The organism is Kineococcus sp. AC630, assembly GCF_979255925.1.
The window spans coordinates 202,118-228,804 of the sequence record NZ_CEEDMJ010000002.1; the positions used below are offsets into that span (position 1 = coordinate 202,118).

Below are 26,687 nucleotides of genomic sequence, written 5' to 3' on the forward strand. Positions count from 1 at the left end.
AAGAGCTCCATGCAGCCGGGTGAAGTCGGAGGGGACAGCACAGTGGCCAAGATCAAGGTTCAGGGACCGGTCGTCGAGCTCGACGGCGACGAGATGACCCGGATCATCTGGCAGTTCATCAAGGACCGCCTGATCCACCCGTACCTCGACGTCGACCTGGAGTACTACGACCTCGGGGTCGAGCACCGCGACGCGACCGACGACCAGGTGACGATCGACGCGGCCCACGCCATCCAGAAGGCGGGCGTCGGCGTGAAGTGCGCGACGATCACGCCGGACGAGGCGCGCGTGGAGGAGTTCGGCCTCAAGAAGATGTGGCGGTCCCCGAACGGGACGATCCGCAACATCCTCGGCGGGGTCATCTTCCGCGAGCCGATCATCATCTCCAACATCCCGCGCCTGGTGCCGGGCTGGACGAAGCCGATCATCATCGGCCGTCACGCCTACGGCGACCAGTACCGCGCCACCGACTTCACGTTCCCGAGCGCGGGCACCCTCACGGTGACCTTCACGCCCACGGACGGCTCGGAGCCCATCGAGCACGAGGTCTTCCAGGCCCCCGGGGCCGGCGTCTCGCTCTCGATGTACAACCTCGATGCCTCGATCGTCGACTTCGCCCGCGCGTCGCTGAACTACGGGCTCTCGCGCAACTACCCGGTGTACCTGTCGACGAAGAACACGATCCTCAAGGCCTACGACGGCCGGTTCAAGGACATCTTCGAAGAGGTCTTCGAGAACGAGTTCAAGGACAAGTTCGCCGCGGCGGGCATCACCTACGAGCACCGCCTCATCGACGACATGGTCGCCGCGTCCCTGAAGTGGGAGGGCGGCTACGTCTGGGCCTGCAAGAACTACGACGGTGACGTCCAGTCCGACACCGTCGCACAGGGTTTCGGTTCGCTCGGGCTCATGACGTCGGTCCTCTCGACCCCGGACGGCTCCGTCGTCGAGGCCGAGGCGGCGCACGGCACCGTGACCCGTCACTACCGCCAGCACCAGCAGGGCAAGCCGACGTCGACGAACCCGATCGCGTCGATCTACGCCTGGACCCGGGGCCTCGCGCACCGCGGTCTGCTGGACTCGACCCCCGAGCTCATCGGGTTCTCCGAGACCCTCGAGGACGTCGTCATCAAGACCGTCGAGAGCGGCAAGATGACCAAGGACCTCGCGGCCCTCGTCGGCCCCGAGCAGGCCTGGCAGACGACCGAGGAGTTCCTCGGTTCGCTCGACGAGAACCTCGCGTCCCGCCTCGCCTGAGTCCCGCCTCTCGACTTCTGGGAGACTCGGCCGGTGACCGAGACCCCTGAACGTCGCCAGGTGATCGTCGACACCGACACCGGCCTCGACGACGCCCTGGCCCTGCTGCACCTCGCGGGGTCACCGCGGGCCGACATCGCCGCGGTCACGACCGTCTACGGCAACTGCCACGTCGAGGACTCCCTGCGCAACGCCGCCTACGTCCTGCGACTGGCGGGTCTCGAGGGGATCCCGCTCTCCCAGGGTGCCGCGGGGCCGCTGGAGGGCGAGGCGCACATCGCCGGCTACGTCCACGGCGACGACGGCCTCGGCGACCTCGGCTTCGAGCGTCCCGACCCGCAGACCACGCAACGCACTGCGGCGCAGCAGATCGTGGCGCTCGCCGACGACGCCCCCGGCCGCTACGACGTCCTCGCCCTCGGGCCGCTGACCAACCTCGCCCTCGCCCTGCGCGAGGACCCCGACCTGTTGTTCAAGGTCCGCAGCGTCACGATCATGGGCGGTTCCGGTCCGTACCAGCCGCTCGGCCGCTCGCTGATGATCGACGCGAACATCCAGAACGACGGCGACGCCGCGCACGTCCTGTTCAGCGCCGCCCGTCCGGCCGACGACACCGTCACGATGGTCGGCGTCGACGTCACGGGCACGGTCGTCCTCGACGAGGCGATGACCTCGTCGTTGCGGCACGCCGGTACCGCGTGGGGCACCTTCGCGGCCGACGTCCTCGACGCCTACTACCGCTTCTACGTCCACGAGTGGGGCCGTCGGGTCGCGCCGGTCCACGACCCGCTGGCCGCCGCCGTCCTCGTCCACCCGGAGCTCGTCACGCGCCGGGTCACCGCGCCCGCCGCGGTGACCAGCAACGGGTTCGCGACCCGTGCGCGCCTGCTCGAACTCCCCGACGGGACACCGCCCGCCCTGCCCCGGGGCGTGGCCCTCGCCCCGGCGACGGCGGTCACCGACGTGGACCGCGACGCCTTCCTGGCCGAGTTCGTCACCGGGCTGGCGCACGGGGTCGCCCGGTGAGCGACCAGGTCGCGAACCTGCGCGACGTCGCCCACGCCGACGCGCGGCTGCGCCCGGACGTGCTCTGGCGCAGCGCGCAGCCCCTGGCGGGGGACGGTCCTCCGCGCGAGGTGACGACCTGGCCGCCGGCGACCGTGCTCGACCTGCGCTCGGCCGCGGAGATCCCCGCCGGCCCGCACCCGCTGCCCGGGGCGGGGGTCCACCACGTCGCGCTGCTCGACCACGCGGGGGACCCGGACGCCAACGCGCAGCGCCGCCGCCCCCTGGTCGAGGTCTACCGCTCGATGCTGGAACCCGGGACCGGGCTGCTGCGGGCCGTGGCGCTCGTCGCCTCCGGGCCCGCTCCGGTGCTCGTGCACTGCGCCGCGGGCAAGGACCGCACCGGACTGGTGGTCGCGCTGGTGCTGCGGTTGCTCGACGTACCCCGCGAGGCCGTGCTGGCCGACTTCGCCCTGACCACCCAGGCGATGCCCGAGGTGATGCGGCGGCTGTTGGCGAGCTCCCCGCTGCCCGTGGGGGCCGACCTCTCGACGCTGCCGGCGGAGTACTTCACGGCCCCCGTGGAGGCGTTGGCGGCGGTCCTCGACGTGTGGGACGCGCACGCGGGCGGGACGTCGGGCTGGGCCCTGGCCCACGGCGCGGCCGGTGACCTGTTCGACCGGCTGCGGGAACGGCTGCTGGCCTGAGGGTCACGCCGGGAGCGTGGCCTGGAGCTGGTCCAGCACCAGTCGCGCGGCCGTGGGGCCGGTGTTGAGGTAGAACGCGTCGTCGTCGACCTCGACGGCCCTCCCGGCGGTCACGACGGGCAGCGGGTCCCACAACGGCAGCGAGGTCAGTTCCGTCGCGTCACCGCCCTGCACGCCGAAGAACAGCCAGTCCGCGTCGGCGAGGGGCAACTGCTCGGGACTGAGGTCGCGGGACGTGTCGTCGGTGAAGCTCTGCGTCGGCGGCCGGCCCAGGCCCGCGTCCTCGGCCACCGAACCGCTGAACGAGGCGACGCCGAACACCCGGGTCCGGTCACCGTTCCTGCGCAGGAAGGAGACGGTGGGGACGGGGGAGAGGCGGGCCCCGAGGCCCGCGGCCCGGTCCTGGTGGTCGGTGAGCCAGCGCTGCGCCTGCTGTCGCCGGCCGAGGGCGTCGGCGAGCAGCTGGAAGTCCTGCTTCCAGTACAGCCCGGTGCCCCGGGTGACGACCGTCGGGGCGATCGCCGACAGCGTGCCCAGGAGCTGCTCGGCGTCCTTGGCCGCGGAGTTCACGAGGATCAGGTCCGGGGCGAGGACCGCCAGTGCCTCCAGGCTCGGTTCGGTGCGGGCGCCCAGGTCCGCGACCTGCTCGAGCGCGGCCCGGTCGTCCGGGAACGCGTCGAGCAGGTAGTCCGGGACCCGGTCCGCACCGTCGCCCGCGGTGGAGCCGGCGGGGACGACCCCGAGGGTCAGCGCCGCGTCCACCTGCCCGGTCGAGAGGACGGCGACCCGGGTGGGGGCGGTCGCGATGGCCGTCGACCCCAGGGCGTGGACGACGGTGCGCGGGAACACGCCGTCGTCCTCGCCGCTGCCCCAGCCGTCGGGGAGGGCGCGGGGCGTCACCCAGCTCCCCACCCTTGCGGAGGCGGTCGACGCGGGGGCGGAAGGGGCGGCACTCGACCCGTCGGTGCTGCAGCCCGCGAGTGCCCACAGTCCGGCGACCCCGCCGCCGGCACCCAGCAGCGCCCGGCGGCTCATCGAGGGAGAGAGAGTCATGCCTGAGAGGTTAGCCTCACCACAGTAAAATCAGTTCAGGGTCTGGAACCGTGCGAGCACGGGGGGCGGCACACTGGCTGCTGCTGCACCACACGTCCCGGTCGCGAGGCCGGGGGAACGCCGGAGGTCCGCCCATGGCCAAGCGCCGACTGTCGTTGCCGTCGATGGGACGTCGTGGGATGGCCCCTCCCTCACGCAACCTCTCCCTCGACGGGGCGATCCCCGCGAAGGCCGAGACCCGGGGCAGCAGTCTCGTCGACAGCGGCGTCTACCTCCACGGCGAGCGGGTGGCCTCGCCGCGCGACCTCGCCGGCACCCTGACCTCGTTGCGCGAGGAGGAGGGGCGCATCGCCTGGATGGGGCTCTACCGCCCCGCCGAGGAGGAGCTGAACACCCTCGCCGCGGAGTTCGACCTGCACGAACTCGCCGTCGAGGACGCCGTCCTGGCCCACCAGCGGCCCAAGCTGGAGCGCTACGGCGCGACGTTGTTCGTCGTGCTGCGCGCCGCCCGCTACCTCGACGAGCGTGAGGAGGTCGAGTTCGGCGAGCTGCACCTCTTCATCGGCCGCGACTTCCTCATCACCGTGCGGCACAGCGAGTCCCCGAGCCTGTCCGACGTGCGCCGCCGCATGGAGGCCGACCCGGAACTGCTGGGCCGGGGGACGGAGGCGGTCCTCTACGCGATCCTCGACGCCGTCGTCGACGGGTACGGGCCGGTGCTGCACGGCCTGGAGAACGACATCGACGAGATCGAGACCCAGGTCTTCACGGGCGACCCGACCGTGTCCCGGCGCATCTACGAGCTGTCCCAGGAGGTCTCGGACTTCCAGCGCGCGGTCACCCCGTTGCCGGCGATCCTGGCCGGGCTCAGCGGCGGGTTCCAGAAGTACCGCGTCGACGAGGAGCTGCAGCGCTACCTGCGCGACGTGGCCGACCACGTGACCGTCGCCGTGGAACGGCTGGAGAACTACCGCAGCCAGTTGCGCGACATCCTCACCGTGAACGCGACCCTCGTCGGACAGCGCCAGAACGAGGAGATGCGCTCGCTCACCGAGGCCAGCTACGCCCAGAGCGAGGAGGTCAAGAAGATCTCGTCCTGGGCGGCGATCCTGTTCGCGCCCAGTCTCGTCGGTGGCGTCTACGGCATGAACTTCACGCACATGCCGGAGCTGAACTGGGTCCTCGGCTACCCCTTGGCGCTGCTGCTGATGCTGGCGCTCAGCGTCACGCTCTACACGATCTTCAAGCGGCGCGGCTGGCTGTGAGGCGGTCCCGCGGGGCCCGGTCGACGTGGGCCCGGTGGGTGAGGACCAGCAGCACGGTGACGCTCACCACCACGACGACGACGTGGACGGACAGGGCGCTGGAGTCGTCCCAGACGGTGTGCAGGACGACGGCCGCGAGGTAGGCCCCGACGAACTTCACGAGGGCCCGGCCCCGGTGCGCGGCCGTCGGCACGCGCCACAGCATCGCGACCGTGAGCCCGGTCCAGGCCACGTGCCCGGCGGGGGAGAGCAGGGCCCGCAGCAGCAGGGTGTCCTCGACGGCGGCGAGGTTCCCGGCCCGCAGCAGTTCCTGGAACCCGTACCCCATGGTCTCCAGCGCGGCGAAGCCCATCCCGGAGGCCACACCCACCACGATCCCGCCGCGGGGGTCGCGCGGGCGGGTCACCAGCAGCACGAGGAGGGGGACGACGAGCTTCGCGGCCTCCTCGATGAAGCCCACCAGGAGCATCGCCCCCGCGCCGAGCTCGCGCTCCGCCCGGTACTCCAGGACCCCGGCCGCCACCGTGCCCACGATGCCGCCGGCGATCGCGGTCGCGGCGACGACCCCGCCGCGGACGGGGATCCGCCGGCCCCCGCTCTCGGCGAAGACGAGCACCGTCATGGGGACGGTGATCGCGCCGACGAGCAGCAGGGAGGGGAAGTAGTTCAGGTTCTCCGTGCGGACCATGACGTCGAGCAGGACGACGTAGGCCACGACCCCGCCCACGAGGACCCCGAGCCAGGCCGCGCGGCGCGCTCGGGAGGACGGCGGGGAGGTCGCGGTTCCGCTCACGGACCCACGGTGGCGCAGGTCGCCCGGAACCGCCTCCCGGTGGACGCGCAGCCCGCGGCGAACCGTCCTAGCGTGGCGCCATGGAGCTGCTGAGCGTCCCCCGACGACTCGTCGAGACCGCCATCGGGAGGTACCAGCGCAGCCTGTCGCCGCGCAAGGGCTACTCCTGCGCGCACCGCCTCGCCCACGGCGGGGCCTCCTGCTCGGTGGCCGTGCGCGAGCACGTGCACCGCGACGGGGTGCTGCGGTCGGTCCTGCCGAGCGCGGTCCGCTTCCTCGCCTGCTACCGCGCCGTGGCGCTGCTCGCCCCGATGGAGACCAGCGGCGTCTGCTGCATCGGCCCGATCCCCATCCCCTTCCGCTTCGGCGGCCGGGGACGCTGACCCAGCGGGCTCCGGGGTCCTAGCGGAAGACCACGGTCCGGTTGCCGTCCATCAGCACGCGGTGCTCGGCGTGCCAGCGCACCGCGCGGGCCAGCGTCCGCGCCTCCACGTCCTGCCCCTGCCGCACCAGCTCGTTCGCGGAGTGGCGGTGGTCGACGCGCTCGATCTCCTGCTCGATGATCGGGCCCTCGTCGAGGTCGGCCGTCACGTAGTGCGCCGTCGCCCCGATGATCTTCACGCCGCGGGCGTGCGCCTGGTGGTACGGCCTGGCGCCCTTGAAGCTGGGCAGGAACGAGTGGTGGATGTTGATGGCCTTGCCGGAGAGGTTGCGGCACAGGTCGTCCGACAGGATCTGCATGTACCGGGCCAGCACGACGAGTTCCACGTCGAGTTCCTCGACGAGCTCCAGCAACCGCGCCTCGCCCGCCTCCTTCGAGGCCGGGTCGCCCGTCGTGACCGGGACGTGGACGAACGGGATCCCGTAGAACTCCGCCAACGGGGCCAGGTCGGTGTGGTTGGAGACGACCGCCGCGATCTCGATGGGCAGCCCGCCCGAACGGTGGCGGAAGAGCAGGTCGTTGAGGCAGTGGCCCTGCTTGGAGCACATCACCAGCGTGCGCATCGGCTCGTCGGCGGCCGAGAGCTTCCAGGTCAGCCCGAACCGCGCCGCCACCACCTCGAGGTTGGCGCGCAGCGCCTCCTCGCCGGCGGCGGCGTCGAAGGCCACGCGCATGTTGAACAGGCCCGTGTCGGGGTCCCCGTACTGCTGGCTCTCGGTGATGTTGGCGTCGAGGGCGACGAGGGCTCCCGTCACGGCGTGGACGATGCCGGGGCGGTCGGGACAGGACAGGGTCAGGACCCTCGGGCGCGTGCTCACGACACGTGAGCCTAGGCTGCAGACGTGTCAGAACCCGAGGCGGCAGCTCTCGCGGTGCGCGCAGGGGCCACCGTCTTCTCCGGCGAGAAGTCCACCCTGGTCCAGAGCGGACCCCGTCCGCTCGTCCCCGGCGTCAGCGGACTGGAACAGCTCCGGCGCACCGTCGCGGCCCTCGAGGGCGCTCCCGCCGGGGTCATCGTCGCCGGCGCCGTCCCCTTCGACCTGCGCACGCCCGGGGCCCTGCGCCTCGGCGTCGGGGAGACGACCCCGGGCCCGCTGCAGCTGCCGCTCGCCGGTGGCCGCCGGAAGGTCACCGTCGCGCGCAGCCGTCCCCGTCCCTCACCCTCCGGCTACGCCGACGCCGTGCGGACCGCCCTGGGGCGCATCGCCAGCGGTGAGGTCGACAAGGTCGTGCTGGCCCGGACCCTCGAACTCGAAGCCCTCGACGACTGGTCGGTGCCCGAACTCGTCGCCGAGCTCGTCGCCCGCAACCCCGCCGCCACGACGCTCGCCGTCCCCCTCGACGACCCCGCCGACAGCCAGGCCCGGTGGCTCGTCGGCGCCAGTCCGGAGCTGCTGCTGCGGCGTCGGGGCCCGAGCGTGCTGCTGCGCCCGCTGGCGGGATCGATCCCGCGCTCCCCGGAACCCGATGAGGACGTGCGCCGGGCCGACGCCCTGATGGTCTCCGACAAGGACCGACGCGAGCACGCCTTCGTCGTCGACGCCATCGTCGAGGCGCTGACGCCGTTCTGCCGGACCATCACCACCCCCGAGCCGGAGCTCATGGCCACCCCGGCCGTGTGGCACCTCGCGACGCGGATCAGCGCGCTGCTCACCGACACCGCCACCACCTCCGTCGACCTCGTCTCGGCCCTGCACCCCACCCCCGCGGTGGGTGGTTCCCCGCGGGCGGCGGCCATGCGGGTGATCGACGAGGTCGAGGGTCTGGACCGCGGGTGCTACGCCGGGGCCGTCGGCTGGCAGGACGTGCACGGGGACGGCGAGTGGGTCGTCGCCGTGCGCTGCGCCGAGGTCAGCGGCCGTCGGCTGCGGGTCTTCGGCGGTGCCGGGATCGTGCAGGGCTCCGACCCCGACCTCGAGGTCGCGGAGACCGCCGCCAAGATGCGCACCGTCCTCGACTCCGCCATCCCGCGCTGACCGACCTCCCTGCGGAAACAACACTTTCCGCCCTCGAGACAGGCCCGTGAGGGGCGGAGAGTGTTGTTTCCGCGGTCCGTGCACTGCCCGTCCTGGGCTAACCTGAGCACGGCCGCGACTGGCGCTGGGTGGGTCACCACCGGGGAGCGGCCACGGGCACCGTCCGAACGGGCGGGTCCCGCCGTTCACGGGGTCGTCCGCCTGGGCCTCGCGTCGCCACCAACGCCGCCGTCCGAGGAGCGAACGTGACCGACGTCCAGCCCAACACCCCTGGTGTCACCGACCGACCGTTGTCGGAGGTCGACCCCGAGATCGCCGCAGTGCTCGACGCCGAACTCGGCCGTCAGCGCGACACCCTCGAGATGATCGCCAGCGAGAACTTCGCCCCGCGCTCCGTCCTCGAGGCGCAGGGGTCCGTCCTCACCAACAAGTACGCCGAGGGTTACCCCGGCAAGCGCTACTACGGCGGCTGCGAGCACGTCGACGTCGCCGAGGACCTCGCGCGCGACCGCGCCAAGGCCCTCTTCGGCGCCGAGCACGCCAACGTCCAGCCGCACTCCGGCGCCACCGCCAACGCGGCCGCCATGCACGCCTTCATCCGCGGCGGCGACGGCATCCTCGGCCTCGAGCTGGCCCACGGCGGTCACCTCACGCACGGCATGAAGATCAACTTCTCGGGCCGCATGTACGACGTCTCGTCCTACGGGGTGGACCCGACGACGTTCCGCGTCGACATGGACGTCGTGCGCGCCGTCGCGCTGGAGTCGCGTCCCAAGCTCATCATCGCCGGCTGGTCGGCCTACCCCCGCCAGCTCGACTTCGCGGCCTTCCGCTCCATCGCCGACGAGGTCGGCGCCCACCTCATGGTCGACATGGCGCACTTCGCCGGGCTCGTCGCGGCCGGTCTGCACCCCAGCCCCGTCCCGTACGCCGACGTCGTCACGTCCACGGTGCACAAGACCCTCGCCGGTCCCCGCTCAGGCCTGATCCTGACCAAGCAGGAGTTCGCGAAGAAGATCGACTCCGCGGTCTTCCCGGGCCAGCAGGGTGGCCCGCTGATGCACGTCATCGCCGCGAAGGCCGTCGCCTTCAAGGTCGCGGGCTCCGAGGAGTTCGCCGAGCGTCAGCGCCGCACCCTCGAGGGCGCCAAGATCGTCGCCGAGCGCCTCACCGCGGCCGACGCGAAGGAGGCCGGCGTGTCCGTCCTCACCGGCGGCACCGACGTCCACCTCGTGCTCGTCGACCTGCGCGACTCCCAGCTCGACGGCCAGCAGGCCGAGGACCGTCTCCACGAGGTCGGCATCACCGTCAACCGCAACGCGGTGCCCTTCGACCCGCGTCCGCCGATGGTCACCTCCGGCCTGCGGATCGGCACCCCGGCGCTCGCGACCCGCGGTTTCGGGGCGGCGGAGTTCACCGAGGTGGCCGACGTCATCGCGCTCGCGCTCAAGCCGGAGTTCGACGCGGACGCCCTGCGCGCCCGGGTCGCGAAGCTGACCGCGGAGTTCCCGCTGTACCCGTCGAACAAGGGCTTCCTGTGAGCGCGGTCGTCCTCGACGGCAAGGCCGCTGCGGCGGCGGTGAAGGCGGACCTCGCCGAACGCGTCGCCGTGCTGCGCGAGCACGGCATCGTCCCCGGTCTGGGCACGGTCCTGGTCGGAGACGACCCGGGGTCGGCCAGCTACGTCCGGGGCAAGCACCGCGACTGCGCCGAGGTCGGCATCGCCTCGATCCAGGTCCAGCTGCCGGCGACGGCGACGCAGGCCGAGATCGAGTCCGAGATCGCCCAGCTGAACGCGAACCCGGAGTGCACGGGGTTCATCGTCCAGCTGCCGCTGCCGGACGGCATCGACGCGAACCGCGTGCTCGAGATGGTCGACCCCGACAAGGACGCCGACGGGCTGCACCCGACGAACCTCGGCCGACTGGTGCTGCGGGTGCGCGAGGAGATCACCTCCCCGCTGCCGTGCACCCCGCGCGGGGTCATCGACCTGCTGCTGCGCCACGACGTCCCGCTCGACGGGGCCGAGGTCGTCGTCGTGGGTCGGGGGGTCACGGTCGGTCGCCCCATCGGGCTGCTGCTGACCCGTCGCCACCCCAACGCGACGGTCACGTTGTGCCACACCGGGACCAGGGACCTGGCGAGCCACCTGAAGCGGGCCGACGTCATCGTCGCCGCTGCCGGGGTGCCGGGTCTGGTCACGAAGGAGGACGTCAAGCCGGGTGCCGCGGTGCTCGACGTCGGCGTCTCCCGCGTGCTCGACCCCGAGACGGGCAAGAGCAGGCTGACCGGCGACATCGCCCTGGACGTCGCCGAGGTCGCGGGGTTCATGGCCCCCAACCCGGGTGGGGTCGGCCCGATGACCCGGGCGCTGCTGCTGACGAACGTGGTCGAGTCCGCCGAACGCGCCGCCGGCCTCCGCTGACCGCCACTCCTGGGAGTCTTTCCACCCTTCCCGGTCTTCGGAAGGGTGGAAAGCTCCCCAGGAGTTGGTGTCGGAGGGGGCGGGTAGGGTCCGCGGCGTGCCTCGGAAGAAGAAGTCGATCACCGTCGCGACGATCAACGTCAACGGTGTCCGCGCCGCCGTCCGGCGCGGGATGCACCCCTGGCTGGACGTGCGCGACCCCGACGTCGTGCTGCTCCAGGAGGTCCGCGCCCCCGACGAGGAACTGCGCAAGGCCCTGCCGGGCTTCGTGCACGTCGCGCACACCGAGGCGGCCGCGAAGGGGCGGGCGGGGGTAGCGATCGCGTCGAGGGCGGAGTTCTCCGCCGTGCGCATCGGGTTCGCCCACGACCCCCACTTCGAGACCTCCGGCCGCTGGATCGAGGTCGACGTCGACACCGCCGTCGGGCCGATGACCTTCGTCAGCGCCTACGTCCACTCCGGCGAGGTCGGAACCCCCCAGCAGGACGACAAGTACCGCTTCCTCGACGCCATGGACGTCCGCTTCGCCGAACTCGGCCGGATCGCGCAGGAGACCGGCCGGGAGGCTCTCGTCGCGGGTGACCTGAACGTCGGGCACACCGAACGCGACATCAAGAACTGGAAGGGCAACCGGAACAAGGCCGGGTTCCTCGAGGACGAGCGCGCCCACTTCGACCACTGGTTCGACACCCTCGGCTGGGTCGACACCCAGCGCAGCGTCGCCGGTGACGTCGACGGCCCGTACGCCTGGTGGTCCTGGCGCGGGCAGGCCTTCGACAACGACACCGGCTGGCGCATCGACTACCAGCTCGTCACCCCCGGTCTCGCAGCGCGGCTGACCTCCGTCGAGACCGACCGCGCGGCGACCTACGCCGAGCGGTTCTCCGACCACGCCCCGGTCGTCGCCACCTACGGGCCCTGACGTCTGCTTCTGCATGCACTGAGCGCTTGACGACCGCGGATCGGCGGTCCATGGTGCTCGTGTGCATGCACAGCGGCGGGGAGGGACGACGGAGCGGGTCTACGGCCGGCTCCGTCAGGACGTCCTCGACGGGGTCCTGGCGCCGGGGGCGCCGCTCGCCGAGGTGGACCAGAGCGTCCGCCTCGGGGTGTCCCGCACCCCGGTCCGCGAGGCCTTCGCCCGCCTCGTCGCCGACGGTCTCGCGCAGCCCCTGCCGGGTCGCGGTCTCGTCGTGGCGCCCCTCGACCCGGGGGCGGTCGAGCAGCTCTACGACGTGCGCGAGGCCCTGGAGGTCAAGGCCGCGCGGCTCGCGGCCCAACGCCGGGACGCCGCGGAGTTCACGGAGTTCGCCCGCGGGTTCGCCCGGGCCCCCGAACTGCTCGGGGCGGGCGAAGCGGGTCTCGACCGCTACTACGAGCTGACGGCCCGCTTCGACGAGGCCATCGACGCCGCCGTCGCGAACCCCTGGTTGCAGCAAGCGCTCGCCTCGGTCCGCACCCACCTGGTGCGCATCCGTCGCCTCGCCCGCCACGACCCGGCGCGGTTGTCGGCCGCGGCGGCCGAGCACCAGCTCATCGCCGAGGCGATCGCCCTCGGGGACGCCGACCTGGCCGCCCACGCCGTGCACGTCCACCTGCACCGCAGCAGGTCCCACTTCAGCTCCGCGCTGCGGCACGGATCCATCGAGGAAGAGGTCAGTGCGTGAAGCAGCACGAGGTCAGGGTCCACCGCAGCGACGAGGACTTCGCCCGCGAGGACGAACTCGCCTGGCAGTTGGCCCGGGTCGCCACCGACCCGGTCACGGTCGAGGACGACGTGGCCGAGATGGTCGTGAACCGGGTCCTCGACAACGCGGCCGTGTCCGCGGCCTCGCTGCTGCGGGCGCCGGTCGTCGCGGCCCGGTCCCAGGCGCTGGCCCACCCGCCCTCGCGCGGGGGGCGCGGGGCGCTCGTGGTGGGGACCGGTGAGGCCGTGTCCCCGGAGTGGGCGGCCTGGGCCAACGGGGTCGCGGTCCGCGAACTCGACTTCCACGACACGTTCCTCGCCGCGGAGTACTCCCACCCCGGCGACAACGTCCCCGCCCTCGTCGCGGTGGCCCAGCACCTCGGCCTCGACGGCGCGGCCCTGCTGCGGGGGATCGTCACGGGCTACGAGGTGCAGGTGGACCTGGTGCGGGCGATCTCGTTGCACCGGCACAAGATCGACCACGTCGCGCACCTCGGGCCGTCCGTCGCGGCGGGTCTCGGCACGATGCTGGGGTTGTCCCAGGAGGTCGTCCACCAGGCGATCGGTCAGGCGCTGCACACGACGACGGCCACGCGGCAGTCCCGCAAGGGCGCGATCTCGACGTGGAAGGCCCACGCCCCGGCGTTCGCGGGCAAGGTCGCCGTCGAGGCGGTGGACCGCGCGATGCGCGGGCAGACGAGCCCGGCACCGATCTACGAGGGCGAGGACGGGGTGATCGCCTGGCTGCTCGACGGACCGGACGCGGTCTACGAGGTGCCGCTGCCGGAACCCGGTGAGGCGAAGCGCGCGATCCTGGACACCTACACGAAGGAGCACTCCGCGGAGTACCAGGCGCAGGCGATCATCGACCTCGCCCGCCGGTTGCACCGCGAGCACCCCGAACTGGTCGACCCGGCGAACGTGGTCTCGATGGTGCTGCACACCAGCCACCACACCCACGTCGTCATCGGGTCCGGCGCGAACGACCCGCAGAAGTACGACCCGACGGCCAGCCGGGAGACGCTGGACCACTCGGTGCCCTACATCTTCACCGTCGCCCTGCAGGACGGGACCTGGCACCACGCGGACTCCTACGCCCCCGAGCGCGCCCAGCGCCGGGACACGGTCGCCCTGTGGCGCAAGGTGTCGACGACGGAGGATCCCGCGTGGACCGCCCGCTACCACTCCACCGACCCGGCGGAGAAGGCGTTCGGCGGTCGCCTCGTCGCGACGCTCACCGACGGTTCGACCGTCGTCGCCGAGATCGCCGTCGCCGATGCGCACCCGCTCGGGGCGCACCCCTTCACCCGGGAGCAGTACAGCGCGAAGTTCGCGACCCTGGCCGAGGGGGTCCTCGACCCCGCCGAGGTCGAGCGGTTCACCCGGCTCGCCACCGAACTCCCGGGCCTCGACGCCGCCGGGGTCCGGGCGCTGAACGTCACCGCCCCGGCGAGCTACCTCGCCCGGGTCCCGCTCCCCACCGGTCTGTTCTGAGGAGGCCCCGTGCTGTTCTCCACCACCACCCCCACCGCGAAACGTGCCGCGTTCCGGGCGGCGCTCGCCTCGGGTGAGCTCCTCCGCCTGCCGGGGGCGTTCAACCCCCTGTCCGCCCGGCTGATCCAGCGCAAGGGTTTCGAGGGGGTGTACGTGTCCGGGGCCGTGCTCGCCGCCGACCTCGGGTTGCCCGACATCGGGCTCACGACGCTCACCGAGGTCGCCGGCAGGTCCGCGCAGATCGCCCGGGTCACCGACCTCCCCGTCCTCGTCGACGCCGACACCGGTTTCGGCGAACCCCTCAACGTCGCCCGCACCGTCCAGACCATGGAGGACGCCGGGGTCGCCGGGATGCACGTCGAGGACCAGGTGAACCCGAAGCGCTGCGGGCACCTCGAGGGCAAGGCCGTCGTCGACGAGGCGACGGCGTTGCGCCGGATCCGGGCCGCCGTCGACGCCCGGCGCGACCCGGACTTCCTCGTCGTCGCCCGCACCGACGTGCGCGGGGTCGAGGGGATGGACGCGGCCGTGCAACGGGCGAAGCAGCTCGCGGACGCGGGGGCCGACGCGATCTTCGCCGAGGCCATGGCGGACCTCGCCGAGTTCGAGGCGATCTGCACGGCCGTCGACGTCCCGATCCTCGCGAACATGACGGAGTTCGGCCGCAGCGACCTCTTCACCCACGAGCAGTTGCGCGACGTCGGCGTGCGGATCGTCATCCACCCGGTCTCGTTGCTGCGCCTGGCGATGGGCACGGCGGACCGGGCCCTCGACGACCTCGTCGCGACCGGTTCGCTGGCGGGCCAGGTTCCCGGCATGCAGACCCGGGCCGAGCTGTACGACCTCGTCGACTACGCCGGCTACGGCGACTTCGACTCCGGCGTCTACGACTTCAGTCTCGAAGGCAACCGATCGCGATGACGCGGAGGAACCGACCATGACGACCACACCCGATCCCACCCCACCCGAGATCCACAAGGGGCTCGCCGGCGTCGTCGCCGACACGACCGCGATCTCCAAGGTGAACCCCGCGACGAACTCGTTGCTCTACCGGGGTTACCCCGTCCAGGAACTCGCGGAGCACTGCTCGTTCGAGCAGGTCGCCTGGTTGCTGTGGCGCGGTGACCTGCCCGACCGTGAGGAACTCGCGGCCTTCACGGCCACCGAGCGCGCGGGACGGGTGCTCGACGCACGGGTCCGTCGGGTCGTCGACGAACTCCCGCTCGCCGCGCACCCCATGGACGTCCTGCGGACCGCGGTCAGCGTCATCGGCGCCCTCGACCCGCAGGCCGGGGACTCGGCCCCCGACGTCGAGTTCGCCAAGGCGCAGCGGTTGTTCGCGGCGCTGCCGTCCGTCGTCGCCTACGCTCAGCGCCGCACCCGCGGCCTGGAACTCGTCCCGCCGCGCGACGACCTGGGCTACGCGGCGAACTTCCTCTGGATGACGTTCGGGGAGGAACCCGACGCGGGTGTGGTCCGCGCCTTCGAGGTGTCCCTCGTCCTCTACGCCGAGCACTCCTTCAACGCCTCGACGTTCACGGCCCGGGTCGTGACGTCGACGTTGTCCGACCTGTACTCCGCGGTGGTCGCCGCGATCGGCGCGCTCAAGGGGCCGCTGCACGGTGGTGCGAACGAGGCCGTCTGGCAGGTTTTCGAGGAGATCGGCCTGGGCGAGGGTTCCGCCGAGCGGGCCCGGCGGTGGCTGGACGCCGCGCTGGCGCAACGCCGCAAGATCATGGGTTTCGGCCACCGGGTCTACCGGTCCGGGGACTCCCGGGTGCCCAGCATGCACGCCGCACTGCAGGTGCTGGCGGGGGACATGGGACGCCAGGACGTCCTCGACCTCTACGACGCGCTGGAGGAGGCCATGACCTCGGCGAAGAACATCCTGCCGAACCTGGACTACCCCTCCGGGCCCGCCTACCACCTCATGGGTTTCGACACCGCGCTGTTCACGCCCATCTTCGTCGCCGCCCGGGTCGTCGGCTGGACGGCGCACGTCGTGGAGCAACGGGCGGCGAACTCCCTCATCCGGCCGCTCTCCGCCTACGACGGTCCCGCCGAGCGGCACCTGCCGCTCTGACCGGGGGTTTCCTGCGCATCGGCTGGGAGTTCCGCGGAAACGCTTGCCCTCGCCGGGCGCCTGCCTAGGCTGGGTGGATGGTCTTCCGGCCCGGTACGGCGAACACGTGAGTCCCTGGGCGGGTGGCCTGCCCCCGGCGGCCCTGGCCCGCGTCACCCGGCAACGGGCCGGCGGGGCCACCGGCTCGTTCCTCTCCGCACCCGGCGCTGCCGCCGTCGCGGCCGCGGGCCTGACCCCGGTGGGGGAGGTGTTCGGGTGCCTGGTCATGAACCTCGGCTGGAGCGGGGGTTTCTGCGGTGCGTGGGCGACCACCTCCGGTCCAGGGGCCTGGGGGTGGACGAGCCCGGTCGTGACCACCGGCGACCCGGGCGGACTCCGCAACGGCTCGGGCCCCTACGTGCGCGCCGTCGACGCCGCCTGGCACGGGGCGCTGGACCGGATGCTGGCGGAGGCGCGCGCCCTCGGGGCCGACGGTGTCGTGGGGGTCCGCACCACCCGCGCCCACCTCGACGGCGCCGCCGTGGAGTTCACCGCACGGGGGACGGCGGTCCGCGAGCTCGGCCGTACGGCCCCGGGAACGCTCTGGTGCGCCGGACTCAGCGCCGAGGACGTCGCCGCCGCGATGGGGTCGGGCTTCGCCCCCCGGGCGCTGGTGCGGGGCCTCTCGGTCGCCACCAAGCACGAGGACCCGTTGATGATGCAGCAGCGGAGCAGCTGGAGCGGCAACGAGGTCGACGGGCTGACGGAACTGCTCACCCGCGCCCGCGCCGACGCCCGCCGCGGTCTGACGCTCGACGCCCGACGCCACGGGAGCGGCCACGTGGTGGTCGACGACGTTCGCCTCGGGACGTTCGAGACCCAGTGCGGCGACGGGAAGGACCTGCACGCCGAGGCCTCCTTCACCGGGACCCTGCTCACCCAGGTAGGACCCCCCGGCGCCGGGCGGGCCCCCGCCGTCCTGACCGTCCTACCCCTGAACCGTTGAGGAGCACCCCGTGAGCACCGGATCCGACGTCCCCCCTCTCGCCGACGTCCACCTGCCCCCCGACGCGCGTGAACGCCTCGAGGGGATGCGCGGCGACCACGGCCGGGCCCTGTTCACCTCCGACCTCAGCGTCAACGAGTTCCTGCTCGTCCGCGAGGCCGGGTTCCGTCCCGTCGGGCTCGTGCTGGGTTCCAGCGTCTACCACGTCGGGCTGCAGGTCGGACGCTGGAGCAAGAACATGGAACTCGACAAGCTCACCCAGGCGATGTACCACGCCCGGGAACTCGCCATGACGAGGATGGAGGCCGAGGCCGCGGAACTCGGCGCCGACGGCATCGTGGGGGTGCGCCTGGAGATCGAGTTCAAGGAGTACGGCAACGACCTCGCGGAGTTCCTGGCCATCGGCACCGCCGTCGTCGCCGACGAACCGCCACCCAGCGGGACCTGGCGCACCGTGCACGGGCTGCCCTTCACCTCCGACCTGTCCGGACAGGACTTCTGGACGCTCGTGCAGGCCGGGTACGCCCCGCTCGGCCTGGTGATGGGTACCTGCGTCTACCACATCGCCCACCGCGGGGTCCTCGCCTCGATGAGCACCGTCGGCAGCAACGTCGAGATCGAGCAGTACACCGAAGCCCTCTACGACGCCCGCGAGCTCGCGATGAGCCGCATGCAGGCCGAGGCCGAGGCGCTGCAGGCCGAGGGCATCGTCGGCGTCCAGCTCCTGTCGTTGCCGCACCGCTGGGGTGGGCACACCACGGAGTTCTTCGCCATCGGCACCGCGGTCCGCCCGTTGCGCGCGGACCACACCATCGCCAGACCGTCGCTGGTGCTGCCCCTCACGGACGGGCCGCGGTGAGTCCTGCGTTCGCCGTGCCCACGACCCCGGAGGACGCCGCGGAGTTCCTGGAACGCCTGGCCGCCTCCCTGTCCCGGGTGCTGGGGCCCGCAGCCGCGGGCACCCTCGTCGTGCAACGGCACCGCTCGCTGGGCGACCGGGTGGCCGGGCGAGCGGGTGCGGTGCGCTCGCTCCGGCTCACCCTGCCGTCCGCGCTGCTGAGCGTGCAGGTCGGCGGTCCGGGGCTGACGGCGACGGCGCAGCGGGTGGTGCGGGGGGTGACGATCGCGCGCCGCGACGTCCCGGTGGGGGAGTTCCTCGAACTGCTGGCCGCCGGCGTGGCCGACCTCGCGGCGAGCACGGCGGGTGGTTCCGCCGCCGCGGCCCGCGCGCTCGCCGCGCTCGGTCTGGCGCCGGCGGCCGACGCGTTGCTCGTCAACCCCGCGGACGTCATCGCCAGTCTGCGGTCCCTGCCCGCCCGGGCCCGGGGGCTGGTGCCCGACGCGGCGCTCCCGCTGGTCCAGGCTCTCGTGGACCTCCTGCTGGACACCGTGCCGCGCGTCGCGGGCGGGGGTGTCGATCCGGCCCGGCTGGCGGTGCGGAGCGCGGCGGTGGACTACCTGCCGGACACGTTGCGGGCTTTCGTGGTCCTCCCGCGGGAGTGGGCCCGCAGCCACGTCCTGCCCGGTGCGGGAACGGCCGAGCAGCTCCTGCTGGACCAGCTCGGGGTCCTGCTCGAGGCCGTCACCCGCCTGCACGACGCGGCGGTGCTCGAGGACGCCTCCGGCCTGGTGGTCAACGGGTTGTTCCTCACCGACCGCTTCGCCGGGTCCAGCCTCGACCTGCCCGACTGAGCGTCCCCGCGCCGGTTCAGCCCTGCAGTTCCTGCAGGGCCGGGAAGATGGCCTCGGACCAGGTCGGGAACGCCCGGACGTGGTGGGCGAGGAGGTCGACGGTGAGCCGGGCCCGGACGGCGAGGGAGAGTTCCGCACCCCACGAGTCGGCGTCCGGGCCGACGCAGGCCGCCCCCACGAGGACACCGTCGCGGGCGAAGAGCTCGACCCCACCGGTGACCTGGCGGGGGCGGGACAGTTCGACGAGGGCGGAGCGTTCGACGTCGCGCAGCGAGAACCGGGCCGACCGGACACCCTCCCCGCCCGAGGTGTCCCCGGTGCAGAACACGGTCGGGTCGGTGTAGACGGCGCGGGGGACCGCGGAGTAGTCCGCGTCGCGCCCGCGGCCGAGCACCTCGCCCACGACCGTGCGGGCCTGGTGGTTCGCGGTGTGCGTGTAGTCCGAGATGCCGGTGACGTCGCCGACGGCGAACAGACCCTCGACGACCGTCCCGGACGCGTCGACCACCCGGCACCGGGCATCCGTGCGCACGTGCCCCGACCCGCTCAGCCACTCCTCGTCCAGGCCGAGACCCGCGGTGACCGGTGCGCGGCCGGTCGCGACCAGCAGGCGGTCGAACGGGATCAGCGCCCCGGACTCCAGCCGCAGCCGCCAGCCGTCGTGCTGCTCCACCGCGGTGGCCGGGTCGCCGCGGCGCACGTCCACCCCGTCGGCGGCGAGGGCGTCGGCGAGCACGTCACCGACCCACGCCGGTTCGCGCGAGAGCAGGTGCGGTCCGCGCTGCACGAGGGTGACCTCGCTGCCGACCCCGCGGTAGGCCTGTGCGAGTTCGCAGGCGACCGGCCCGCCGCCGAGCACCACGAGGCGCCCGGGCAGGTCCGCCGCGCTCAGCGCCTCCTCGGAGGTCCACGTCGGGGCCCCGGCGAGACCGGGGAGCGGCGGCAGCACGGCGGAACTCCCGGTCGCGACGACGACCACCCCCGCCTCGACCGCGCGGTCGTCCAGCTCGACCCGTCCCGGACCGAGCGAGCGCGCGTACCCCCGCACCACCTCGACGCCGTCGGCCTCCAGTTCCGCCGCCGCGGCGGTGTCGTCCCGCTGGGACGCGGCTTCGTCCCGCACGGCCCGGGCGGCGGTCCACGACAGGGCGGCGCGGGCCGACAGCAGCAGCGACTTCGCCGGGACGCAGGCGACGTAGGGGCAGAAACCGCCGATGAACCCCCCGTCGACCAGGACGACCCGTCGCCCCGCCTGCGCCAGTTGCTGGGCGACCATCTTCCCGCCCGACCCGGAACCGACGACGCAGACGTCCGCTTGGCTGGTGAACACCTCGTGATGGTTCCCGAAGGATGGACGCGCCGCGCGTCGAAGGAGGGACGCACGCGGTGGCTGTGAGTGCTCTGATGGGCGCGTGAGTGATCAGGGTTCACCGGGACTGGAGTGCCTCGACGTCGGCAAGCGGTTCGGCACCGTCCAGGCCCTCGACGGTCTGACGATGTCGCTGACCGCGGGGGCCACCGGGTTGCTGGGCGCCAACGGGGCCGGGAAGTCGACGCTGCTGCGCACCGCCCTCGGGCTGACGCGCCCGGACACGGGGACGGTGCGGGTGCTGGGCCTCGACGCGGTCCGCCAGCGCGACGAGGTCCGCCGCCGGGTGGGGTTCATGCCCGAGCACCCCTGCCTGCCGGCCGACATGTCCGCCCAGGACGTCTGCGTCCAGCTCGCCCGGATGCGGGGTCTGGGTCGTCGGGACGCGGTCCGGCGCACCAGCGAGGTCCTCTTCGCGGTGGGGTTGGAGGAGGAACGCCGTCGTCCGGTCGGTTCGTACTCCCTCGGCATGCAGCAGCGCACGAAACTCGCCCAGGCCCTCGTCCACGGACCCGACCTCGTCCTGCTCGACGAACCCACCTCCGGCCTCGACCCGGCCGGTCGCGAGGAGATGCTCGCCATCGTGCGCCGGTTGTCGCTCGAACTCGGCATCCGGGTCATCGCCAGTTCGCACGTCCTCGACGACATCGAACGGACCTGCGACGAGGTCGTGGTGCTGCGCTCGGGAACCCTGGCCGCGCAACGGCTCGTCGTCGTCGGGCACGACCCGTCGGGCGCGGTGGAACTGCGGGTGAGCGGTGACGTCGGCGCGTTCGCCGCGGCCCTGGAACCCCGGGTCGCCCAGCACGGGGTGCGACTGGCCCCCACCACGACAGGAGACATCGGCATGAGTTCCAGCCCGGACGCGGCCCTGGACCAGGTGCGGGACCTCGCCGCGGAACTCGGGGTGGGCGTGGAACGGCTGGTGCCTGCCTCGCGGGGTCTCGAGGACCTCGTCGTCGACGCGATGGGCGGGGGACCCCGTGGCTGAAGCGCGTGACGTCGTCGACGAGACACCACGTGCCGTCCTGCACGACATCCGCTACTCGCGCTACTCCGGAGCGCTCAAACCCCGCAGTTCCGCGGTGGGGAGTTTCGTGGCGAGCGGGATCCGCCGTCCGCTCGGGTTGCGGCGCAGTGCGAGTGCCAAGATCTGGCCGTTCCTGCTGCTGGCCGTGGCCTACCTGCCGGCGCTGGCCGTCGTCGCCGTCCCGTTGCTCGTCCCGGCCGTCAACGTGCAGCCCACCGACCTCATCGGCTACCCGCAACTGCTGACGACGAACTCGGTCGTGCTGCTCGCGTTCGTGGCGACGTCGATCCCCTCGATGCTGACCCGCGACCGGCGCGACCGGGTGCTGTCGCTGTACTTCGCCACCGCGTTGTCCTGGTTCGAGTACGTCGCCGGGGTGTTCCTCGCCGCGCTCTCGCTGCTCGCGATCATCGTGCTGGGGCCGATGCTCGTGCTGTTCGTCGGTTCCATCGCGACGGCCGACGCCCCCGGCGCGTGGTTCTCCGACCACGTCGGCGACCTGCCGAAGATCGTGGCCGCGGCGGCGATCGTCGTGCTGTTCCACACCAGCCTGGGTCTGGCGGTCGGGTCGCTGACCTCGCGCCGGGTGTTCGCCGTCGGCGGGTACCTCGCGGTGGTCCTGGTCGGCCCGGCGCTCACCGGGGTCCTCGCCCTGGTGACCGGGGACGAGTGGCCGTTGTCGCTGGACCCCTCGAGCGGGCCGGTGCGGTTGGCGGCCTCCATCGTGGGGCTGAGCGTGGCGAACCCCGGCGCGCTGGCCTGGGTGGTCTGGACGGTCGTGGTCGTCGGTGGACTCGGGGTCCTCGCCGGCCGCTACGCACGAGGGAGCGACGCGTGAGCGCCATCGAGTTCGACGGGGTCAGCAAGTGGTTCGGCGACACCGTGGCCCTCTCCGACGTCACCGTGCACATCGACGCGGGTGTCACGGGGCTGCTCGGGCACAACGGGGCGGGCAAGTCGACCGCGCTGCAGATGCTGGCCGGGGGGACCCGGCCGAGCCAGGGGACCGTGCGGGTCCTCGGCCGCGACCCGCACCGCGATCCCGAGGTCCACCGCGGCCTCGGGATCGTCGCCGACGGCGAGGCCACCTGGGCCCACGCCAGCGCCCGCACCCAGGTCGAGTTCCTCGCCCGGCAGCGCGGGGTGCGGGACCCCCGCTCCGCCACGCGGGACGTCCTGCACCGCGTCGGGTTGACCGAGGCCGCGGACCGGCGGGTCGGGGGGTTCTCCAAGGGGATGCGCCAGCGGGTGAAGCTCGCCCAGGCGCTCGTGCACGACCCGCAGGTGCTGCTGCTCGACGAACCGCTGAACGGCCTGGACCCGGCGCAGCGCCGGGCCGACGTCGACCTCCTCGCGGCGCTCGGCGCCGAGGGGCGGACGGTGCTGGTGAGTTCGCACGTCCTGTCCGAGGTGGAACGGATGGCGCACCGCGTGCTGGTCGTCGTCAACGGCCGGCTCGTCGCCGAGGGGGAACCCGCGGGGATCCGGGAACTGCTCGTCGACCGGCCGCGCACGGTCCGCCTCGAGGGGGACCGCGTGCTGGAGCTCGCGGGGATGCTGCTCGCGGCGGGTCTGGTGGAGTCGGTGCGCCGGGAGGGCGCCGGTCGCACCGGGGTCCTCGTCGAGGCGCCGCGGGCGGTGGCGCTGGCCGAGGCGGTACCGCGTCTCGCCCGGGAGTCGGGCACGACGTTGCGTCGGGTCGAAGGGGTCGGAGAGGACCTGGAGAGCGTGTTCGCGCACCTGGTGCGGGCCGCGAGAGGAGCGGGACGATGAACTTCTCGACCAGTCTCTACGGGTTCTCCCTGCGGGGGATCCTCTTCCGTGGCCGGACCGCGGGGTTCGCCTCGCTGCCGCTGGTGGTGGCGGTCGTGGCGTTCGTCGTCATCGGCATCACCAGCGTCCCGTCCCGCTACGGCGTGCAGAACACCTTCACCGGGAACCTGCTCACCGGTCTGGTGGTGCCGATCGTGGCGCTCGTGTTGGCGATCGGTGCGTTCGGCGACGAACGGGACGGGCGCACGCTCCCGCTGCTGCGGGCGATCGCCCGTCCGCGGTGGCAGATCGTCCTGGCCCGGTTCGCGGCCGCGTGGACCTCGACCGTCGTGGTCTGCCTGCCGGCGGTGATCGCCTGCGTCGTGCTGGGGATCTCGGTGAACCAGCCCGTCGGGCGCGTCCTCGGCGGGGTCCTGCTGGCGACGGTCCTGACGTCCGCCGCCTACTGCGGGGTCTTCGTGCTGCTGTCGCTGCTGACCCGGCGCGGCCTGCTCGCGGGGCTGGCCTACGTCGTGCTCTGGGAGACGTTCCTGGCCGGTCTGGCCCCCGCCCTGCGAGGGTTGTCCATCGGGTCCTACGGACGCCGGGTGGCCTCGCTGGCCATCCCCGGCGACGTGCCCCTGGGCACCGTCGCCTCCGGCGGGGTGACGGCCTCGGCGCTGGTGCTGGCGGGGATCGCCGTCGTCGCGGTGGCCCTCGCGGGCTGGCGGTTGCAGAAGATGGACGTCGGCTGACGTCAGCGCAGCGCGAGGGCGGGGCGGCCGGTGCGGTGGGCCACGACGGCCGACTCGGCGAGCAGGCTGAGGCCGAGGGCGAAGAGCACCGACTGCCCGACGGTCGCCGAGGTCACCCCGAGGGCCACCGCGCCGGCGTCGACCCCGAGACGGACGACGACCAGCGCGGCCAGCAGGCCGAAGCAGGCAGGGCCCCAGCTGGTGAACAGCCGCCCGTCACGGTGGGAGACGCGCACGACCGCCCCGCGGGCCGCGCCGAGCCCGAGGGCGAGGACGGCGGTCAGCAGCAGGAACGCGATCCCCGGCGCGTCGAGGGTGGTGCCGCGCAGGAGGAACAGCCCGACGGCGCTGAGGATCAACGGTCGGCGCAGCGCCTCCTCGGCGACCGGACGGGGACGGGCCCGCCGGGTCACGACCAGGACGAGGACGGCGAGGGAGACGAGGACGGTGAGGAACGTGGTGGGCATGTCCTCCACGGTGCTCGGCGCGACCTCGTGGCGGATCGGCCCGGGAGTCGAACCGGGGTGGAGATCCGGGTGGAGACCGGGTGGAGGACGGGCTGACGACGGGTTCCGCTGCGGGGCCTAGGGTCGCGGGCATGGCTGGTCTGCGAGCGGTGTGGAGGCGCACCACCGTCCCTCTGCGGACCGTGGAACTCCTGCTCGTCCTGGCCCTGCTCGTGGCGTTCCCGAGCACGGACTGGACCTCCTCGGGCGACGTCGTCACCGCCCTGGTGCTCACCTCGCTGGCGTGGATCGCGTGGATGGTCGTCGAACCGTTCTCGATGCGCGGCACCACCGGACTCGTGGGTCGCCAGGCCGTGGTCGTGGCCGTCCTGCTGGCGGTCGTCGCGGCGGCGGCGGGCTACGCCGCGGCGCGCACCGAAGCCGGCTGGATCTTCGCGCTGGCCGCCATCGCGGGTCTCGCCGCGGGGCGCGACACCGGGGTGGGCGGTGCCGTCGCGGCGTTCCTGGCCGGGACCGCGGGCATCCAGCTCGGGTTGCTCGCCGCCGGGGGCTTCCCGCTCTCGGCCGTGCTCGGCTACCCGGCGGGTCTGCTGTCGGCGGTCTTCGGCGGGGTGATCCGGGCCGGCCGTCGCGACCAGGAGGAGCAGACCCGGCACCTGCTGCGCACCTCCGAGCAGGCGCGCAGCGAACAGGCCCGGGCGGCGGCGCTGGCCGAGCGGGCCCGCATCGCCCGCGAGGTCCACGACGTCCTCGCACACTCCCTGGGCGGGCTCGCGATCCAGCTGGAGGTCGCCGACGCCCTGCTCTCCGGGGACCTCGACGCGGCGACCCGTGACGCTGCGCTGCACCGGGTCCGGACCGCGCACCAGCTCGCGACGCGGGGACTGGAGGAGACCCGCGAGGCCGTCCACGCGTTGCGCGTCGACTCCCCGCCGCTGCCGGACTCGCTGGCGACCCTGGCCGCCGGGGCGCGCGAGAACGGCAGCGAGGTGACGCTGCACGTGCAGGGCCGCCCCCGACCGCTGGGGGCCGGGGAGGTGGCTCTGCTGCGGACGGCGCAGGAGGCCCTGGTCAACGCCGCGAAGCACGCGCCGGGGTCCCCGGTGGTGCTGGACCTCGACTACGGCGAGGAGGACACCACGCTGCGCGTCACCGATCGCGGTGCGCTGGACCCCGACGCGCGCCGACCGGGCAGCGTCGACGGGGGTTTCGGCCTGGCCGGTCTGCGCGAGCGTCTCGAACTCACCGGCGGGTCGCTGGCCGCGGGACCGCACGAGCGTGGGTGGCGGGTCACGGCCCGGGTGCCGCAGTGAGGCGGATGGTGAGGAGGATGGTGAGGAGGATGGTGAGGAGGATGGTGAGGAGGATGGCGAGGAGGATGTCCCGGTGAGCTCCCCCCTGCGTGTGGTCGTCGCCGACGACCAGACCATCGTGCGCGACGGCCTCGTCGCCCTGCTGGACCTGATGCCGGACCTCGAGGTCGTGGCGACCGCCTCCGACGGGGCGCAGGCCGTCGAGCGGGCGCGGGAGCACACCCCCGACGTGGTCCTGATGGACCTCGGGATGCCGAACGTCGACGGGGTCGAGGCGACCCGGCGGATCGTCGCCGCCCAGCCCGACGTGGCCGTCGTCGTGCTGACGACCTACGTCGACGACGCGACGATCCTCCGTGCGCTGCAGGCGGGGGCGCGCGGCTACCTCACCAAGAGCGCCGGCCGCGCGGACATCGCCCGGGCCCTGCACGCGGCGGCCGCGAACCAGGTCGTGCTGGACGCCGACGTCCAGGCGCGGCTTCTCTCCGCGGCGGGGAACCCGGCGCCGAGCGCGCCGGCGGAACTACCGGACGGGCTGACCGAGCGCGAGGCCGACGTGCTGCGCCTCATCGCCAAGGGGTTGTCCAACCACGACATCGCCCGGGAACTCTTCGTCTCGGTGGCGACGGTCAAGACCCACGTGAACCACCTCTTCGCCAAGACCGGGTCGCGCGACCGCGCGCAGGCCGTCGCCTACGCGCACCGCACCGGGCTGGTCTGAGGTCAGGCCTCTGGCGGTCAGCTCCGGGTGGGGCTGGCAGCGACCTCGTGGACGAACCGCCCGGTGGCCGACAGGTCGGGGGTCAGGACGAGGCGCCAGGCCGCCGGGTCGACCGGCGCCGAGCCGGGGTCGATGCCGTTGGTCAGCAGCCAGTGCCGGGACCGGGCCTGCTCGTCCCGCCACGCACGGCGGTTGAGCCACCACGACACCCACAGCACCCCGCCCGCGGCGAGTCCGCTCAGCAGCAACCAGAACAGCACCCGCACAGCTTGGCCGTCGTACGGTCGCCGTGGGTGAACGCGGTGTGAACACCGCCCCGCCCGCGGAAACAACACTTTCCGCCCTCTCCCGGGTCTGCGCGCCCCCCGGTTCCTCACCGCGCTCCCCTCCGAAGGCGCCGGTCGCGACCTCTGACC

At 73.1% G+C, this 26,687-nt stretch carries 28 protein-coding genes; 22 read left to right on the plus strand and 6 right to left on the minus strand.

Going from position 1 to position 26,687, the window contains the following annotated elements; genetic code table 11:
• Nucleotides 1-42 precede the first annotated feature (42 nt).
• Genes AC0I8G_RS02910 through AC0I8G_RS02920 form a run of 3 tightly spaced genes read left to right on the plus strand, consistent with a single transcriptional unit; the run spans nucleotide 43 to nucleotide 2,969 of the window.
• Nucleotides 43-1,257 (plus strand): NADP-dependent isocitrate dehydrogenase, encoded by a 1,215-nt coding sequence (locus tag AC0I8G_RS02910; RefSeq protein WP_471728582.1) that lies wholly within the window; start codon nucleotides 43-45, stop codon nucleotides 1,255-1,257.
• A 33-nt stretch (nucleotides 1,258-1,290) separates the two neighbouring features.
• Entirely contained in the window at nucleotides 1,291-2,283 is a 993-nt protein-coding gene (locus AC0I8G_RS02915) for a nucleoside hydrolase (RefSeq protein WP_471728583.1), read from the plus strand.
• Nucleotides 2,280-2,969 (plus strand): tyrosine-protein phosphatase, encoded by a 690-nt coding sequence (locus tag AC0I8G_RS02920; RefSeq protein ID WP_471728584.1) that lies wholly within the window; start codon nucleotides 2,280-2,282, stop codon nucleotides 2,967-2,969. The genes AC0I8G_RS02915 and AC0I8G_RS02920 overlap by 4 nt, the downstream gene beginning before the upstream one ends.
• Before the next feature lie 3 nt (nucleotides 2,970-2,972).
• Here the strand turns inward: AC0I8G_RS02920 and AC0I8G_RS02925 are convergent, their stop codons facing one another.
• Nucleotides 2,973-4,022: an ABC transporter substrate-binding protein gene (locus AC0I8G_RS02925; RefSeq protein ID WP_471728585.1), complete on the minus strand. Its 1,050-nt coding sequence runs from the start codon at nucleotides 4,020-4,022 to the stop codon at nucleotides 2,973-2,975.
• 134 nt (nucleotides 4,023-4,156) lie between these two features.
• Here AC0I8G_RS02925 and AC0I8G_RS02930 point away from each other — a divergent pair, with 134 nt between their 5' ends.
• Nucleotides 4,157-5,287, plus strand: coding sequence for a magnesium and cobalt transport protein CorA (locus tag AC0I8G_RS02930; protein WP_471728586.1), 1,131 nt, complete (start codon nucleotides 4,157-4,159; stop codon nucleotides 5,285-5,287).
• On the opposite strand, the gene AC0I8G_RS02935 is transcribed toward AC0I8G_RS02930, so the two are convergent.
• A complete protein-coding gene (locus AC0I8G_RS02935; protein WP_471728587.1) occupies nucleotides 5,265-6,080 on the minus strand; it encodes a PrsW family intramembrane metalloprotease in 816 nt (271 codons plus the stop codon). The two genes, AC0I8G_RS02930 and AC0I8G_RS02935, sit on opposite strands and share 23 nt — an antisense overlap.
• A gap of 80 nt (nucleotides 6,081-6,160) precedes the next feature.
• On the opposite strand from AC0I8G_RS02935, the gene yidD reads away from it, so the two are divergent.
• Nucleotides 6,161-6,463, plus strand: coding sequence for a membrane protein insertion efficiency factor YidD (gene yidD, locus AC0I8G_RS02940; protein ID WP_471728588.1), 303 nt, complete (start codon nucleotides 6,161-6,163; stop codon nucleotides 6,461-6,463).
• Between the two features lie 19 nt (nucleotides 6,464-6,482).
• On the opposite strand, the gene purU is transcribed toward yidD, so the two are convergent.
• Nucleotides 6,483-7,340, minus strand: coding sequence for a formyltetrahydrofolate deformylase (purU, locus tag AC0I8G_RS02945; RefSeq protein ID WP_471728589.1), 858 nt, complete (start codon nucleotides 7,338-7,340; stop codon nucleotides 6,483-6,485).
• A 24-nt stretch (nucleotides 7,341-7,364) separates the two neighbouring features.
• Here purU and AC0I8G_RS02950 point away from each other — a divergent pair, with 24 nt between their 5' ends.
• The 11 genes from AC0I8G_RS02950 (at nucleotide 7,365) to AC0I8G_RS03000 (ending at nucleotide 18,864) form a co-directional block, all read left to right on the plus strand.
• Entirely contained in the window at nucleotides 7,365-8,498 is a 1,134-nt protein-coding gene (locus tag AC0I8G_RS02950) for an isochorismate synthase (protein ID WP_471728590.1), read from the plus strand.
• 245 nt (nucleotides 8,499-8,743) lie between these two features.
• A complete protein-coding gene (glyA, locus tag AC0I8G_RS02955; protein WP_471728591.1) occupies nucleotides 8,744-10,039 on the plus strand; it encodes a serine hydroxymethyltransferase in 1,296 nt (431 codons plus the stop codon).
• Nucleotides 10,036-10,923 (plus strand): bifunctional methylenetetrahydrofolate dehydrogenase/methenyltetrahydrofolate cyclohydrolase, encoded by an 888-nt coding sequence (locus AC0I8G_RS02960; protein WP_471728592.1) that lies wholly within the window; start codon nucleotides 10,036-10,038, stop codon nucleotides 10,921-10,923. The genes glyA and AC0I8G_RS02960 overlap by 4 nt, the downstream gene beginning before the upstream one ends.
• A 97-nt stretch (nucleotides 10,924-11,020) precedes the next feature.
• Nucleotides 11,021-11,845, plus strand: coding sequence for an exodeoxyribonuclease III (locus AC0I8G_RS02965; RefSeq protein ID WP_471728593.1), 825 nt, complete (start codon nucleotides 11,021-11,023; stop codon nucleotides 11,843-11,845).
• 61 nt (nucleotides 11,846-11,906) lie between these two features.
• Complete coding sequence (locus tag AC0I8G_RS02970) at nucleotides 11,907-12,590, plus strand: GntR family transcriptional regulator (RefSeq protein WP_471728594.1); 684 nt, start codon at nucleotides 11,907-11,909, stop codon at nucleotides 12,588-12,590.
• On the plus strand, nucleotides 12,587-14,104 hold the full coding sequence (locus AC0I8G_RS02975; RefSeq protein ID WP_471728595.1) for an MmgE/PrpD family protein: 1,518 nt from the start codon (nucleotides 12,587-12,589) through the stop codon (nucleotides 14,102-14,104). Before AC0I8G_RS02970 ends, AC0I8G_RS02975 begins: the two co-directional genes overlap by 4 nt.
• A 9-nt stretch (nucleotides 14,105-14,113) precedes the next feature.
• Nucleotides 14,114-15,025, plus strand: a complete 912-nt coding sequence (gene prpB, locus AC0I8G_RS02980) for a methylisocitrate lyase (RefSeq protein WP_471728596.1) — start codon at nucleotides 14,114-14,116, stop codon at nucleotides 15,023-15,025.
• Between the two features lie 16 nt (nucleotides 15,026-15,041).
• The gene (locus AC0I8G_RS02985; RefSeq protein WP_471728597.1) at nucleotides 15,042-16,187 is read left to right on the plus strand and encodes a bifunctional 2-methylcitrate synthase/citrate synthase; all 1,146 of its coding nucleotides are present in this window, start codon (nucleotides 15,042-15,044) and stop codon (nucleotides 16,185-16,187) included.
• 106 nt (nucleotides 16,188-16,293) lie between these two features.
• On the plus strand, nucleotides 16,294-17,172 hold the full coding sequence (locus AC0I8G_RS02990; RefSeq protein ID WP_471728598.1) for a heavy metal-binding domain-containing protein: 879 nt from the start codon (nucleotides 16,294-16,296) through the stop codon (nucleotides 17,170-17,172).
• Nucleotides 17,173-17,257: 85 nt separating this feature from the next.
• Nucleotides 17,258-18,031: a heavy metal-binding domain-containing protein gene (locus AC0I8G_RS02995; RefSeq protein ID WP_471728709.1), complete on the plus strand. Its 774-nt coding sequence runs from the start codon at nucleotides 17,258-17,260 to the stop codon at nucleotides 18,029-18,031.
• Nucleotides 18,028-18,864, plus strand: coding sequence for a hypothetical protein (locus AC0I8G_RS03000; protein ID WP_471728599.1), 837 nt, complete (start codon nucleotides 18,028-18,030; stop codon nucleotides 18,862-18,864). Before AC0I8G_RS02995 ends, AC0I8G_RS03000 begins: the two co-directional genes overlap by 4 nt.
• Before the next feature lie 16 nt (nucleotides 18,865-18,880).
• Here the strand turns inward: AC0I8G_RS03000 and AC0I8G_RS03005 are convergent, their stop codons facing one another.
• Nucleotides 18,881-20,194: a dihydrolipoyl dehydrogenase family protein gene (locus AC0I8G_RS03005; RefSeq protein WP_471728600.1), complete on the minus strand. Its 1,314-nt coding sequence runs from the start codon at nucleotides 20,192-20,194 to the stop codon at nucleotides 18,881-18,883.
• 82 nt (nucleotides 20,195-20,276) lie between these two features.
• Between AC0I8G_RS03005 and AC0I8G_RS03010 the strand changes: the two genes are divergently transcribed.
• Genes AC0I8G_RS03010 through AC0I8G_RS03025 form a run of 4 tightly spaced genes read left to right on the plus strand, consistent with a single transcriptional unit; the run spans nucleotide 20,277 to nucleotide 23,770 of the window.
• Nucleotides 20,277-21,224 (plus strand): ABC transporter ATP-binding protein, encoded by a 948-nt coding sequence (locus AC0I8G_RS03010; protein ID WP_380259308.1) that lies wholly within the window; start codon nucleotides 20,277-20,279, stop codon nucleotides 21,222-21,224.
• The gene (locus tag AC0I8G_RS03015) at nucleotides 21,217-22,101 is read left to right on the plus strand and encodes a hypothetical protein (RefSeq protein ID WP_471728601.1); all 885 of its coding nucleotides are present in this window, start codon (nucleotides 21,217-21,219) and stop codon (nucleotides 22,099-22,101) included. Before AC0I8G_RS03010 ends, AC0I8G_RS03015 begins: the two co-directional genes overlap by 8 nt.
• Nucleotides 22,098-23,036: an ABC transporter ATP-binding protein gene (locus AC0I8G_RS03020; RefSeq protein ID WP_471728602.1), complete on the plus strand. Its 939-nt coding sequence runs from the start codon at nucleotides 22,098-22,100 to the stop codon at nucleotides 23,034-23,036. The genes AC0I8G_RS03015 and AC0I8G_RS03020 overlap by 4 nt, the downstream gene beginning before the upstream one ends.
• Nucleotides 23,033-23,770 (plus strand): ABC transporter permease subunit, encoded by a 738-nt coding sequence (locus AC0I8G_RS03025; protein ID WP_380259311.1) that lies wholly within the window; start codon nucleotides 23,033-23,035, stop codon nucleotides 23,768-23,770. The genes AC0I8G_RS03020 and AC0I8G_RS03025 overlap by 4 nt, the downstream gene beginning before the upstream one ends.
• A gap of 2 nt (nucleotides 23,771-23,772) precedes the next feature.
• Here the strand turns inward: AC0I8G_RS03025 and AC0I8G_RS03030 are convergent, their stop codons facing one another.
• Nucleotides 23,773-24,237: a hypothetical protein gene (locus AC0I8G_RS03030; RefSeq protein WP_471728603.1), complete on the minus strand. Its 465-nt coding sequence runs from the start codon at nucleotides 24,235-24,237 to the stop codon at nucleotides 23,773-23,775.
• Between the two features lie 131 nt (nucleotides 24,238-24,368).
• Between AC0I8G_RS03030 and AC0I8G_RS03035 the strand changes: the two genes are divergently transcribed.
• A complete protein-coding gene (locus AC0I8G_RS03035) occupies nucleotides 24,369-25,550 on the plus strand; it encodes a sensor histidine kinase (RefSeq protein ID WP_471728604.1) in 1,182 nt (393 codons plus the stop codon).
• Between the two features lie 73 nt (nucleotides 25,551-25,623).
• On the plus strand, nucleotides 25,624-26,271 hold the full coding sequence (locus AC0I8G_RS03040; protein WP_471728605.1) for a response regulator: 648 nt from the start codon (nucleotides 25,624-25,626) through the stop codon (nucleotides 26,269-26,271).
• Nucleotides 26,272-26,288: 17 nt separating this feature from the next.
• Here AC0I8G_RS03040 and AC0I8G_RS03045 read toward each other — a convergent pair whose 3' ends face one another.
• Nucleotides 26,289-26,531, minus strand: a complete 243-nt coding sequence (locus AC0I8G_RS03045) for a hypothetical protein (RefSeq protein ID WP_471728606.1) — start codon at nucleotides 26,529-26,531, stop codon at nucleotides 26,289-26,291.
• Nucleotides 26,532-26,687 lie beyond the last annotated feature (156 nt).